Origin of the sequence: Pseudomonas sp. NFACC24-1, assembly GCF_900115235.1 — a bacterium.
Lineage (GTDB): Bacteria > Pseudomonadota > Gammaproteobacteria > Pseudomonadales > Pseudomonadaceae > Aquipseudomonas > Aquipseudomonas fluorescens_AA.
In genome coordinates this window covers 1-15108 of record NZ_FOVS01000059.1, presented here as the reverse complement: position 1 = coordinate 15108, position 15108 = coordinate 1, and the positions used below count along the sequence as shown (strand labels likewise).

The window sequence follows — 15108 nt, the reverse complement described above, 5'->3', positions numbered from 1 at the left end:
CCGGTCGCCAACCGCCCACGCCGGGAAACCGAGGCGTTGATCGGCTTCTTCGTCAACACCCTGGCCCTGCGCATCGACGTCCAGGCCCACAGCCGCGTCGACCAGTTGCTGGAACAGATCAAGGCCACCACCCTCGACGCCTACAGCCACCAGGACCTGCCATTCGAACAGGTCGTCGAAGCCTTGCAACCGGAGCGCAGCCTCGGCCACAGCCCGCTGTTCCAAGCCATGCTGGTGCTGGGTAACACCCCGCGCGACCAGGCCCTGGAATTGCCTGGCCTGAGCCTGGCCCCACTGCCCCAGCCCACCGGCACCACCCAGTTCGACGTGAGCCTGTCCCTCAACGATGACGGCGACTGCATCAGCGGTCAGTTCGAATACGCCACCGACCTGTTCGACGCAAGCACCATCGCCCGTTGGGGCCAGCACCTGCTGCACCTGCTCGACGCCCTGCTCGACGATGCCACGCAGCCGTTGGCGACCCTGCCGTTGCTGGATGACGCACAGCGCCAGCAACTGTTGGAAACCTTCAACCCGGCCAGTGTTGCCCTGGACGAAAGCCCGAACCGCTTCCCTCATGTTGTGTTCGAGGCCCAGGCGAGCCTCACCCCGGACGCCGTGGCGCTGGTCTGCGCCGGGGAGACCCTGAGCTATGCCGAACTCAACGCCCAGGCCAACCGCGTCGCCCACGGTTTGATCGCACTGGGTGTGCAGCCCGACGACACCGTCGGCCTGTGCGCACGCCGCAGCCCGCACATGCTGATCGGCCTGCTGGGTATCCTGAAAGCCGGCGCGGCCTATGTGCCGCTCGACCCGCAGTACCCGGCGCAACGGCTGGCCCACATGCTGGCCGACAGCAAGCCGCGGGCCCTGGTCCACCAACCCGGCCTGGACGAGTTACCGGTGCCACAAGGCCTGGCGACGCTGGAACTGGGCAGCGCGTCCCTGGCCCAGGCCCCGACCCACAACCCTCAGGTGAAGGGGCTGGATTTCAGTCACCTGGCCTACGTGATCTACACCTCCGGCTCCACCGGTTTGCCCAAAGGGGTGATGGTCGAGCATCGCGGCTTGCGCAACCTGCTGGACTGGTACCTCGAGGACCTGGCTTTCCACGCCGGCGACGCGGTGCTTCTGGCGTCCTCCTACAACTTCGACCTGACCCAGAAGAACATCCTCGCACCGCTGATGGTCGGGGCCTCGCTGCACCTGGCCGCCGAACCCTTCAACCCAGGCGCCATCGTCGCCCAGGTCGCCGAGGCCGGGATTACCCACCTCAATATGTCGCCCAGCGCCTTCCACGCACTGGTGGACGCCGACCACGGGCAAGCCCTGGCCTGCCTGAAACGGGTGGTCCTGGGGGGCGAGCCGATCCAGGTCGCGATGCTGGAAAAACTCGCCCAGCCACGGCCGACAGTGATCAACAGCTACGGACCGACCGAGTGCAGCGACGTGGTCGCCTGGTACACCGTCGACAGCGACCTTGAGACCTACCGGCACCAGTCGATCCCCATTGGCCGGCCAGTCCGAAACATGCAATTGCATGTGCTGGACGCCCACGGGCAACTGCTGCCAGTGGGCGTGCCTGGCGAGATCCATATCGGCGGTGTCGGTGTGGCCCGCGGTTACCTCAACCTGCCGCAACTCAGCGCCGAACGCTTCATCGCCGACCCGTTCTACGGCAAGGCCGACGCACGCCTGTACAAGACCGGCGACCTCGGCCGCTGGTTGCCTGACGGCACCTTGCAGTACCTGGGGCGCAATGACGATCAGGTGAAGATCCGTGGCCTGCGGGTCGAACTGGGGGAGATCGAAGCCGCCCTCGCCGCACTGGCGGGTGTGCGCGAAGCCGCCGTCATCGCTCGCGAGCACTCGTCCGGCCAGCGTCTGGTTGCCTACCTGTGTGGCGAGCCGGCCGCCGCCGGGCAATTGCGCGCCGAACTGCTCAAGCGCCTGCCCGAGCACATGGTGCCCAGCGCCTTCGTCGTGCTCGACACCTTGCCGCTCACGCCCAATGGCAAGCTCGACCGTCGCGCCCTGCCCGAACCGGATCAGGACGCCTACGCCAGCCGGGCCTTTGAGGCGCCCGAGGGTCGCGTCGAACTGATCATTGCCGGGATCTGGCAAGCCCTGCTGGGTGTCGAGCGCATCGGGCGTCATGACGGTTTCTTCGAGCTGGGCGGCCATTCGCTGATGGCGGTCAGCCTGATCGAACGTCTGCGCGAGCAAGGCTTGCACGCGGATGTCCGGACGATCTTCAGCAGCACGTCCCTGGCCGAACTCGCCCAAGCCCTGACGAACGCCCCACAACCGACGTTCCAGGCACCGGCAAACCGTATTCCGCCCGCGTGCACCGCCCTGACCCCGGACATGTTGCCGCTGGTGGAGCTGACCGCGGACCAACTCGAACGTATCGTCGGCGCCGTACCTGGCGGTGCCGCGAACATCCAGGACATCTACCCCCTGGCACCGCTGCAACAGGGCATCCTGTTCCATCACCTGCTGGGACACGAAGGCGACGCCTACCTGGTGCGCTCGATGCTGCAGTTCGACAACCGCCAGCGCCTCGATGCCTTCACCGCCGCCTTGCAGCAGGTGATCGATCGCCACGACATCCTGCGCACCTGCGTGCATTGGGACGGTTTGCCTCAACCGGTGCAGGTCGTACAGCGCCAGGCGCGCTTGCCGGTGCACAGTGTTTCCCTCGACAGCCACAAGGACCCCCTCAGCCAGCTCGAAGCCCTGAGCGATCCGCGGCAACTGCGACTGGATCTGCGCCAGGCGCCGCTGATGCGTGCCTGCATCGCCCAGGATCCGCATTCCGAGCGCTGGATGCTGGCGCTGCTCAACCACCACATGGCCAGCGACCACGTGACCTTGGAAATCGTCCTGGAAGAAATCCACGCGATCCTCCATGACCAAGCCGAGGGCCTGGCGGCACCGCAGCCCTATCGTGACTTCATTGCCCAGGCCCAGGCCATCCCCGCCGACGTCCATGAAGCCTATTTCAGCCGCCGCCTGGCCGATGTGGATGCACCCACCGCGCCCTTCGATCTGCTGGAGGTACAAGGCGACGGCCGTCACATCGAGGAAGCCAATGTGACCTTGAGCGTCGAGCTCAACCTGCGTCTGCGGGCCCTGGCCCGGGAGCGGGGCATCACCCCGGCGACGCTGTTCCATGTCGCCTGGGCGCAGGTACTGGCCCGCTGTACCGGCCGCGATGATGTGGTGTTCGGAACCGTGGTCGCCGGGCGCCTGCAAGGCTCGGCCGGGGCCGAACGGGCCTTGGGCGTGTTCATCAACACGCTGCCAGTGCGCGTGCCACTGACCGCCGGTGCCAACGAACAGGTGCTGGCCACTCACCGCGACCTGGTCGAACTGCTGACCCACGAACAGGCCTCCCTGGCCCTGGCCCAACGTTGCAGTGGCGTGCCCAGTGCCTTGCCGCTGTTCACCACCTTGCTCAACTATCGGCACCAGCGCGACGACAGCCAACTGCAATGGCCAGGTATGCGCATCCTGGACAGCGCCGAGCGGACCAATTACCCGCTGACCCTGTCGGTCAACGACTACGGCGACTCCCTGGGCCTGACCGTGCAAAGCGTGCAGGCAGTGGACCCGCAACGCATCTGCGCCCTGATGCAACGGGCGCTGGAGCAACTGGCCCAGGCCTTGATGTACACGCCTCGGATCCCACTCACGCAGCTGGACGTGCTGCCTGCCCAGGAGCGCACCCTGCTGCTGGACACCTTTAACCAGACCGAGGTGGATTACCCGACTGGCCTGTGCATTCAACAGCTGTTCGAAGAACAGGTTCGCCGCACGCCAAACGCCTGTGCATCCCTCGACGGCCGCCAATCCCTCAGTTATGCCGAGCTCAACGCCCAGGCCAACGGCCTCGCCCAGCAGTTGATCGCGGCTGGCGTCTTGCCGGGGGACCTGGTGGCCATCTGCGTCGAACGCGGCGTGGCGATGATCAGTGGCCTGTTGGGCATCCTGAAGGCCGGGGGCGCCTACGTGCCGCTGGACCCGACCTACCCCGCCGAGCGCCTGGCCTCGATTATCGAGGACGCCAGGCCACGCCTGTTGCTGGCCGACCCGGTCGGTCGCGCGGCCGTGGGCACATTGCAGGAAGGCACTCGCTACCTGGCCATCGAACGGGCGCTGGCGACACCGTCGAACAGCCGCGATCCTCAACCCGATAGCGTCGGCCTGACGCCAGAGCACCTGGCCTATGTGATCTACACGTCCGGCTCCACCGGCAAGCCCAAGGGCGTGATGATCGAGCACCGCAACCTGGTGACCTCGACGCTGGCCCGGGGCACGGTGTATGGACCGGCGACCGGCAAGCGCTTCCTGCTCTTGTCGTCGATTGCCTTCGACAGTTCCGTGGCCGGGATCTTCGGTACGCTGGTCAGTGGCGGCACCTTGTGCATCCCGGATGCCGAAACCGCCCGCAACCCCGAGGCCATCGCCCGCTTCATTGGCGAACAGGCCGTCACTTCGCTGCTGTGTGTGCCGTCCCTGGGTCGCCTGGTGCTGGCAAGCCTTGCCAGCGGCAACGGGCGTGGCAGCCTGCAAGAGATGATCGTCGCCGGCGAAGCCTGTCCCGCGCAGTTGGTGCAGGAATGCACCGGGCTTGAGCCGGCGATCACTTTGTACAACGAGTACGGCCCCACCGAAGCCACCGTCTGGACCACGGTGCATCGCTGCACCGCCGCGGACTTTGGCGCGGTGCCCATCGGGCGGGCGATTCCCAACAGCCGCCTGTACGTGCTCGATGAACAGCGCCAGCCGGTACCGCTCGGCGTGCCGGGCGAACTCTACGTGGGCGGCGCGGGGGTTGCCCGCGGCTACCTGGACCGGGCGGCACTGAACGTCGAACACTTCCTCAGCGACCCGTTCGCCCCGGGCGACGAGCCACGGATGTACCGCACCGGCGACCTGGTGCGCCTGCGCGCCGATGGGGTGGTCGAATTCCTCGGGCGTAACGACCAGCAGGTCAAGATCCGCGGTTTCCGTATCGAGCCCGGTGAGATCGAGGCACTGATGCTGACCCTGCCGGGGGTGCGCGAGGCCGCGGTCATCGCTCGCGAAGACACCCCGGGGGCGACGCGCCTGGTGGCTTACCTGAGCGTCGAGCCGCACCTGGCTGGCCGTAATGCCAGCAGCACGCTACGGCCTTACCTGACTTCGCAGTTGCCGGACTACATGGTCCCGGCGGCGTTCGTGGTGGTCGAGCGGTTGCCGTTGAGCCCCAATGGCAAGCTGGACCGGCGTGCCCTGCCCGCGCCCGGCAACGAAGACTTTGCCCGCCGCCAGTACGAAGCGCCCAACGGTGAAACCGAGACGCTGCTGGCACAGCTCTGGGCCGACTTGCTGGGCCTGGAACGGGTCGGCCGGCACGACGACTTCTTCGAACTCGGCGGTCACTCGTTGCTGGCGGTGCAAGTCACGCTTCGGGCGCGGGAAATCTTCGGTGTCGAAGTGCCGCTCAGGGGCGTGTTCGAACACCCCTCTCTGCTGGCCCTGGCCGACCTGATCAACACCCTGCAACTGGCGCAGTACGAGTCGGATGAATTGCTCGACCTGCAACAAGAAATGGCTTCGCTGTCTGAAAGCGAACTGCTCGCTATCGTCTCCAAGGATGCTTAATAAATTGAACGAACATAACGATAGTCTCGACCAGTTGAAACGTGCCGCACTGCTGCGACTGCTCAAGCAACGTGGCGCGACGCGTGTCATCGAAACCGTTGCCGAGGACATGCCCTGCGTCGATCGCGCCGCGCCGCTGGCGCTGTCGTTCGCCCAGCAGCGGCTGTGGTTTCTCGACCAGTTGGACCCGACCGCCAGCGCCGCCTACCACATACCCGCCTCGTTGTTGCTGCAAGGTGCCCTCGACCAGGCGGCCCTCACGGCAGCCCTCGATCGCCTGGTGGCACGGCATGAAAGTCTGCGCACCACGTTCCGCCGCGAAGGCGAGCAACCGGTGCAAGTCATCGCCCCGGCCGATTGCGGCTTCAGCCTCGTGACCCATGACCTGCGACACCTGCCCCGGGAGCAGGCCGCAACCGAGGCCGCACACCTGAGCGAAAACGCCGCCGCGGCGCCGTTCGACCTGCTGCACGGGCCGCTGATCCGCGGCACCCTGCTCCGCCTGGCGGACGATGAGCACCGGCTGCTGATCGCCCAGCACCACATCATCTCCGACGGCTGGTCCATTGGCATCCTGGTCAAGGAATTCGCGAGCTTGTATCAGGCATTCAGCGCGGGGCAGCCCGACCCGCTGCCGCCGCTGACCCGGCAGTACGCCGACTACGCGGCCTGGCAGCGCCAGCACCTGGAAGGCGAGCGCCTGGAGCGACAAGTGGAATTCTGGCGCGCCCACCTGGCCGGCGCCCCGGCGCTGCTTTCATTGCCGACCGACCGGGCGCGTCCGGCGGTCCAGAGCTACCGCGGCGAAACCCTGGGCTTCGACCTGCCGGCGTCGTTGTCCGCCGCCATCGTCCAGTTCGCCCAGTCCCGCGCCGCGACGCCATTCATGACCTTGATGGCTGCCTGGGCGGTCTTGCTGGCCCGCATCAGCGGTCAACAGGATCTGGTGATCGGCACCGTCGCCGCCAACCGCGACCGCCACGACGTACAGTCGCTGATCGGGTTCTTCGTCAACACCCTGGCCCTGCGCGTGCGCCTGGAAGCCAACCCGACCCTTGACCAGGTACTGCAGCAGGTCAAGCAATTGATGCTGGAATCCTCCACCCAGCAGGACACACCATTCGAACTGGTGGTCGAGGCCCTCAAGCCTCCGCGCAGCGCCAGCTACAGCCCCGTGTTCCAGACCATGCTCTACACCAATGCCGCAGGTGCCGGGGGCCAGTTGCAGTTGCCGGGGTTGAACCTGGAGTTCCTGCCGTCGCGCAAGGACAACACCCAGCACGACCTGTCCCTGCACATCGACGAAGGCGGCCCGAGCCTGTCCTGCAGCCTGTCGTATTCCACCGCGCTGTTCGACGCCGCCACCATCGAACGCCTCGCCGCGCGCTTCGAGCGCCTGTTGCACTGCTTTACCGACGCCCCCGACACCCGTATCGGAGCCCTGGAACTGGACCCGACCCAGGCCTTGCCCAAGGTCACCGCCCAAGTCTCCGGGCCAGGACAGACCCCGCTGTCCTATCACCAGGAGCGGCTCTGGTTCGTCGATACCTTCGAAACCGGCTACCTGTATGACGCCAATCCGGTCTATCACAACATTGCGTTACTGCTGGAGTTGACCGGTGAGATCAATCAACCGGCCCTGCAAACCGCCCTCGACGGCTTGCTGGCCCGCCACGACATCCTGCGCTGCCGGGTATTGAGCGACGGTAGCCGGGCCTGGCAACACTTCGACGGCCCGGCCAGCCTGACGCTCGAACTGCTCCAGGGCAACCCCGACGACTTGGCGGGCCAGGCCCTGGCCGCGACCCGTCGCCCGTTGAACATGGACGGCGGCAGCCTGGTACGTGCCAGCCTGGTTCGGGCAAGCGATCAGCATGGGATCCTGGCCATCGCCGTGCACCATCTGCTGGCCGACCGCAGCGCCATGCAGTTGCTCAAGCGCGACCTGCTGGCCCTCTACGAAGCCGCCTGCGCCGAGCGCAGCGCCGACCTGCCGGCATTGCCGCTGGACTATGGCGACTTTGCCGCCTGGCAACGCAACCTGCCGGCCACCGTGATGGAAAACCTGCGGGCCTATTGGGCCTATCAACTGCGCGGCAAGCTGCAAGCCCTGGAGCTGCCCCTGAATCGACCTCGGGCGGCGGTGCATGTGTTTGCCGAAGCCACCCACGGTTTCACCCTTGAACCAGCGCTGGCGCGGCGCCTCGAAGCATTGGCCCGGGAAGTCGGCGTGAGCAGCGACAGCCTGGCCCTGAGCGCATTTACCGCCCTGTTGCGCCGCTACGCCGGCCACGATGAACTGGTGATCGGCACCACGGCCGCCTGCCGTGAACCGGCCCTGCGGGATGTCGTCGGGCCGCTGGACAATCTGCTGGTCATGCGTGGCCTGTGCGACAGCGACACCACTTTGCAACAGCTTTGGGAGCAGACCGCCAACAACCTGACCGAGGGCCTGCGCCACCGACACATGCAGTTCGACCAATTGGTGCTGGCCCTCAACCCGGCCAAGGACATGAGCCGCACCGCGCTGTTCGACGTGCTCTTCAATTTCCAGCGCACCACCGACCACGACACACTGGTGGCGGGCCTGGCGGTCAATACGCTGGAAACCAACCTGGGTTATGGCAAGAACGACCTGCACCTGCTGATCACGGCCGATGAATCACACTGGGCCGGACACCTGGCGTACAACGCGGAATTCTTCGACGCCGAATTCATCCAGCAGTTGATGCGCCACTACGTGCGCCTGCTGGAAGCTTTTGTCGAGGATTCGCAGCAGCGGGTCGACGACGTCCCGCTGCTGGATGCCGCCGAACGCCAGCGACAGATCCTCGACTTCAACGACAGCGAAGCGGCCTGGCCCGAGACCCTGACCCTGCATCAGCTCTTCGAAGAACAGGTGCGCCAGTACCCGGACCGCATCGCGGTCAATCTGGGCCTGGAGCGCCTGAGCTATCGACAGCTCAACGAACAGGCCAACCGCCTCGCCCACCGCCTGCGTGCGGCCGGCGTGCAGCCCCAGGAACTGGTGGCCATCGCCCTGGATCGCTCGGTACAGATGATCGTCGCCACCCTGGCGGTGCTCAAGGCCGGCGGTGCCTATGTGCCCATCGATCCGAGCTCGCCCCAGGAGCGCATCGCCTATGTGCTGCGCGACAGCGGCGCCCGCAAGGCCATCGCCCGCCAGGACATGAGTCCGGCGCTGCAGGCCCTCGGCATCGAGGTCTTCGATGCTGCCACGGACAACAGCGTCAGCGCCGCCAACCTGCCCAACTCGAGTGCGGCGGACCACCTCTGCTACGTGATCTACACCTCGGGCTCCACCGGGGAACCCAAGGGTGCGTTGCTCGAACACCGCAACGTCGTGCGCCTGCTGCACAACAATCGACTGGACTTCCAGTTCAGCGCCGACGATGTCTGGTCGCTGTTCCACTCCAATGCCTTCGATTTCTCGGTCTGGGAAATCTTCGGCGCCCTGCTCTACGGCGCGCGCCTGAGCCTGGTGCCCGAGGCCCTGCGCCGCGATCCGGTGGAACTGCTGGGTTTCCTTGAAAGCGAACAGGTGACGGTGCTGAACCAGACACCGTCGGCGTTCCTGCAACTGAGCGCCGCAGCCCTGGCGACGCCGCAGGTGGGCCTGGAGCATTTGCGCTATGTGATTTTCGGCGGGGAAAGCCTGGAACTGGGCAAGCTCGACGCCTTCCACCGTGCCTTCGGGCATGTGGCGCTGGTGAACATGTACGGCATCACCGAAACCTGCGTGCACGTGACCTACAAGGCCATTGGCGCGGCGGACATCGCCGCCGGCGTCTCCAATGTCGGGCGGCCGATTCCGACCACCGTGGCCTATGTGCTCGACGCCCGTCAACGGCTGCTGCCGGTGGGTGTGGCCGGTGAAATCTGCGTCGGCGGGTTGGGTGTGGGTCGCGGCTACCTGAACCGTCCGGCCCTGAGCGCCGAACGTTTCATTACCGACCCGTTCCGGCCCGGCGAGCGACTGTATCGCTCAGGAGACCTGGGCAAGCTGCTGGACAATGGTGAAATCGTTCACCTGGGCCGGATCGACGCCCAAGTGAAGATTCGCGGTTTCCGCATCGAACTGGGGGAGATCGAAGCCAAGCTGCTGGCCTGTGACGGCGTGCGTGAAGCGCGGGTATTGGCCCGCGAGGACGCGAGCCAGGGCAAGCGCCTGATCGCCTACCTGATCCCTGAGACGGGCGCGGTGCTGCAAGTGGCGGCATTGCGCAAGCAGTTGGGGGCGACCCTGCCCGACTACATGATTCCGAGTGCCTTTGTCACTCTGCCGGCCTACCCGCTCACCGCCAACGGCAAGCTGGACCAGGACGCACTGCCGGCCCCGGACCTGGACGCCATGTCCGAGCGCGGTTATGCCGCGCCCGAAGGTGCCGTCGAAGTGGCCCTGGCGCAGATTTTCCAAGAGTTGCTGGGGCTCGAACGCGTGGGACGCAGTGACAGCTTCTTTGAATTGGGCGGGCACTCGCTGCTGGCCGCGCAACTGGTTTCCCGGGTGCGGCAACAGTTGGGCGGCGAACTCATGCTGCGTGAACTGTTCAGTCATCCCACCGTGGAGGAACTGGCGCGGGTCGTCGGCGACCTGCAAACCGTCAGCACCGAGACCATCGGCATCGCCGACCGCAATGCACCGTTGGCGCTGTCCTTTTCCCAGCAACGCCTGTGGTTTCTCGACCAACTCGATGCAAACGCCAGCACCGCTTACCACATGCCCGCGTCCTTGCTGCTGCGCGGCGATCTCGACCACGCCGTGCTCAAGGCTGTCCTCGACCGCTTGGTGGCGCGTCACGAAAGCCTGCGGACCACCTTCGATCGTCATGGCGAACAACCGGTGCAGATCATTGCCCCCGCAGACTGCGGCTTTGCCTTGGCCGAGCAGGATTTGCGCAGCCTGCCTTATGAGCAGGCCAGCATCAGCGCCTCTCGCATCGCCGACAGCGAGGCCACGGCACCGTTCGATCTGCGCCAGGGACCGCTGATTCGTGGGCGGCTGTTGCGCCTGGCCGACGACGAACACATGCTGCTCATCACCCAGCATCACATCATCTCCGACGGTTGGTCGGTGGGTGTCCTGGTCAAGGAGTTCGCCGCTCTTTATCGAGCCTTCAGTCAACACCAGGCCGATCCGCTGCCCGCGCTGTCGGTTCAATATGCCGACTACGCCGCCTGGCAGCGCCAGGTCCTCGACAGCGAGCGCCTGAGCCACCAGGCCGACTTCTGGCGTGAGCAGCTTGGCGGCGCGCCGGCGCTGTTGTCCTTGCCCACCGATCGCCCGCGCCCGGCGGTACAAAGCTACCGGGGTGGCGACGTCAGGGTGAACATCGCTGCGCCGTTGCGCGAACGCCTGGAACGTTTTTGCCAGGCACACAACGTCACCCTGTTCATGGCGTTACTCAGTGCCTGGTCGGTCCTCATGGCACGCCTGGGCAACGAACCGGACGTCGTGATCGGCGTACCAACGGCCAACCGTGGCCGCACCGAAACCGAAAACCTGATCGGCTTCTTCGTCAACACCCTGGCCCTGCGGGTAGACCTTGGGCAAAACCCGAGCGTGGCGCAGTTGCTGGAGCAGATCAAACAAACCACCCTGGCGGCCCACGAACATCAGGACATTCCTTTCGAGCAAGTCATCGAAGCCTTGCAACCACCGCGCTCCCTGAGCCACAACCCGCTGTGCCAGGTCGCCCTGTCGCTCAACAATACCCCTGGCGGCGTTGAACTGAGCCTGCCCGGCCTGACCCTGGTCCCCGTGGCCCAGGCCCATGAAACCTCGCAGTTCGACCTGATGCTGACACTGGACGATGACGGCGGTACGCTGGGCGGCGTGATCGAATACGCCAGCGACCTGTTCGACCATCGCACCGTGGAACGCTTCGCCCAGCACTTCCAGACCCTGCTTGAAGCCATGATCGAGGACCCCGCACAGCCGGTGCTCGCCCTGCCGTTGCTCACCCCGGCACAGCGTCAGGCCTCGCCAGCGACGCTGCCGCCCAAAGCCGTGTTCGCGGCGCAACTGCTGATTCATCAGCGCTTCGAACAGGTCGCCGCCGCCCAGCCCCACGCCACCGCCCTGGTCTTGGGCGAACGCGAACTGAGCTATCAGGCACTCAACCGCCGCGCCAACCGCATCGCCCGTGAACTGCTCGCCCAAGGCGTACGGCCCGATGACCGGGTAGCGATCCTGGCCCGCCGCGGGGTGGAAATGGTCTGCGCGGTGCTGGCCGTGCTCAAGGCCGGTGCCGCCTACGTGCCACTGGATCCGGCCTACCCCAGCGAACGCCTCGGCTACCTGCTCGACGACAGCACCCCGGTGGCCTTGCTGGCCCAGCCTGACTGCCTCGCCGTGCTGCCCGAGCATGCCGTGCCGGTGGTGCACCTCAAGGATTACGTCGCCACAGACGACCTGACGGACGTGTCCCTGGACCACAACCTTGAAGCCAGGGCGCTGGGCCTGACGCCGCGGCACCTGGCCTACGTCATCTACACCTCGGGGTCCACCGGGCTGCCCAAGGGCGTGCTGGTGGAACACGGCAATGTCGCACGGCTGTTCGATGCCACCGCCGGGTTGTTCGACTTCGACCAAAACGACGTGTGGACGCTGTTCCACTCCTTTGCCTTTGACTTCTCGGTCTGGGAAATCTGGGGCGCATTGAGTTACGGCGGCAAGTTGGTGATCGTCCCGAGCGACGTGGCCCGTTCCCCCGATGATTTCTATGCCCTGGTCTGCCAGCAGCGCGTCACGATCCTTAACCAGACGCCGAGCGCCTTCCGCCAGTTCATCGAGGCCCGCGAGCGCAGCGACCAGGAGCATACCCTGCGCGAAGTGATCTTCGGTGGCGAAGCGCTGGATTTCCGCAGCCTGCGCCCCTGGACCGCACGCACAACGTTGGCCCGTACCCGTCTGGTCAACATGTACGGGATCACCGAAATCACCGTGCACGCCACTTACTACCCGATCAGCCAGGTGGAAATCGACACCGGCGCACCAAGCCTGATCGGCCCGCCACTGCCGGACCTGTGCCTGCGTATTCTCGACGAGTACCGGCAACCGGTACCGGTGGGGGTCAATGGCGAGATCTACATCGGCGGTGCCGGTGTGGCCCGGCATTACCTCAATCGCGACGCGCTGAATGCCGAACGGTTCATCCCCGACCCGTTCGCCGTGGAGCCCGACGCAAGGTTGTATCGCACCGGTGACATCGCTCGCTACCGCGCCGATGGCGGCGTGGTCTATGTAGGCCGCAACGACTCGCAGATCAAGATCCGCGGCTTCCGTATCGAGCTGGGGGAAATCGAAGCGCAACTGCTCGATTGCGCCGATGTCCGCGAGGCGCTGGTGATCGTGCGTGAAGACCGTCCCGGCGACAAACGCCTGGTGGCCTACCTGATCGCCCATGAAGGGACCGCCCCGGAGTCCTCGGCCTTGCGCAGCCAGCTGGCCAGCGTACTGGCCGAACACATGGTGCCCAGTGCTTTCGTGACCCTGGAGGCCTGGCCACTGACCACCAACGGTAAGCTCGACCGCGCGGCCCTGCCGGCACCGGACTTGTCTGCCACCGCGAGCCAGCACTACGAAGCACCGCTGGGGGAAATCGAAATGACCCTGGCGAGCGCCTGGCAGACGTTGCTCGGGGTTGAACGAGTGGGCCGTCAGGATCACTTTTTCGAACTCGGCGGCCACTCGTTCCTGGTCATCAGCCTGATCGAGCACCTGCGTCAGGCGGGTCTGCAATTGGATGTGCGCACGGTCTTCTCGGCGCCGACACTCCAAGCCATGGCGGCCGTCCTCGCCGGTGGCAGCACCACCCAACAGGTGGTCCCCGCGAACCTGATCCCCGCCGATTGCACGGCGATCGTCCCACAGATGTTGCCGCTGGTGACCCTGAGCCAACAGGAAATCGAGCAAATCGTCGCCGACGTCCCCGGTGGCGCCGGCAATGTGCAAGACATCTACCCCCTGTCATCGTTGCAGGAAGGCATTCTGTTCCACCACTTGTTGCAGGCCGAAGGCGACGCCTACCTGATGCGTACCGTGGTGACGTTCGATCGTCGCCAGGTACTCGACGACTTCCTGGCCGCCGTACAGGTGGTGATCGACCGCCACGACATCCTGCGTACCGCGTTGCGCTGGCACGGCTTGTCACAGCCGGTGCAGGTCGTTCATCGCCAGGCGCAACTGCCCGTCATGACCTTGGACTGCTTGCCCGGCGAAGACGCCTTGCAGATGCTCCGGGACCATACGGACACGCATCATCTGCGACTGGACCTGCAACGGGCCCCGTTGATCGCAGCGTACGTCATCTATGACGAACCCCGGGCACAATGGCTGCTGGCATTGCTCGACCATCACCTGATCAGCGATAACGTGACCTTGCGCCTGATCATGCTGGAGATCCAGGCCGTGATGGCCGGCCAGGCCGAGAGCCTGCCACCGTCCCAACCGTACCGTAACTTCATCGCCCGGGCCGCCAGCGTGCCCCAGGCCGACCACGAAGCCTACTTCCGTCACTTGCTGGCCGATGTGGATACCACCACCGCGCCTTATGGTGTGCTCGATGTACGAGGCAACGGGGCGGGGATCAAGCGTGCGGTAAAACACTTGAGCGACGATCTCAGCGCCCAGGTGTATCGAACCGCACGCACTCAAGGGGTCCCGACCTCGGTGCTGTTCCATGCGGCCTGGGGCCTGGTCGTCGCGGCCACCAGCGGGCGCGACGACGGGATTTTCGGCACGGTATTGTCGGGGCGTTCCCAAGGCACCGCCGGGGCCGACCATGCACTGGGGATGTTCATCAACACCTTGCCGATGCGCATTCGCTTGCAGCAGAACACCGTCAGCGACATTGTCCGCGACGCCTACCAGCAGCTCAGTGAGCTACTGACCCACGAACAGGCATCCCTGGCCCTGGCCCAGCGTTGCAGTGCCGTGGATACGTCGCTGCCCCTGTTCACCGTGATCCTCAACTGCCGCCATGGCGATCTGGTGAACGCGTCCGGGGAAAACGTCGCCGACATGGGCAGCCACGAAGGCATGCACTTCATCGCCTCCGAAACCCGCACCAATTACCCCATTGAAATTGCCGTGGCGAATGTGGGCAGCGGCTTCTCCCTGACCGCCCAATCCATCACCGGCATCGACCCGCAACGCATCGCCGCCTACCTCGCCCAGGCCGTGGCCGCGCTGGTCGAAGCCCTTGAACAAGCCCCCGAACGCCTCGCCAGCGATCTGGACGTGCTCCCCGACACCGAGCGGCAATTGCTGCTGGCGGACTTCAACCACACCGCCACGGATTTCGGCACGGCACAACCGATCCACCACCTGTTCGAAGCCCAGGTCCAGGCCAACCCCGACGCCGTGGCCCTGGTCTGCGAAAACCAACAACTGACCTACCGCCAGCTCAACCGTCGCGCCAACCACCTGGC

2 protein-coding genes are annotated in these 15108 nt (G+C 65.6%); both read left to right on the top strand.

From position 1 onward, the window contains the following. Positions 1-5652: non-ribosomal peptide synthetase (locus BM317_RS29045; protein WP_139236088.1), on the top strand; the 5652-nt coding region annotated here is incomplete at its 5' end. A 4-nt stretch (positions 5653-5656) separates the two neighbouring features. Further along, a partial coding sequence (locus BM317_RS29040) for a non-ribosomal peptide synthetase (RefSeq protein ID WP_092477146.1) occupies positions 5657-15108 on the top strand: 9452 nt, incomplete at its 3' end.